The sequence below is a fragment of the Mesorhizobium sp. genome (assembly GCF_005063415.1).
Classification (GTDB): Bacteria; Pseudomonadota; Alphaproteobacteria; order Rhizobiales; family Rhizobiaceae; genus Mesorhizobium.
The window spans coordinates 4,564-4,846 of the sequence record NZ_SUEG01000236.1; the positions used below are offsets into that span (position 1 = coordinate 4,564).

The window sequence follows — 283 nt, forward strand, 5'->3', positions numbered from 1 at the left end:
GACCGGATCGGCGACGCCTTTCGACATGGTAGCCGGCAACATCGTCCAACTCGACGGCAGCCCGTGGCTCGGCTGCACGCGGACCATGCTCAAGGATGCCCTGGCGGAATTGAAGGCGGCGACCGGGCTTTCCGTCATCGCCGCCTTCGAGCATGAATTTCATATCGAGGGCGACTTTGGCCCGGCTCATTCGATGTCGTTGGCCGCATTGCGCCGCGCCGATCCGTTCGCCGTCATTCTTATGGCGGCGCTGGCGGAAGCCGGCGTCGCGCCCGAAGTGGTG

General features: G+C 65.0%; 1 pseudogene. It reads left to right on the plus strand.

The features are described 5' to 3' along the window. Positions 1–283: pseudogene (locus E5W70_RS30755) on the plus strand (glutamine synthetase); the annotation flags it as partial.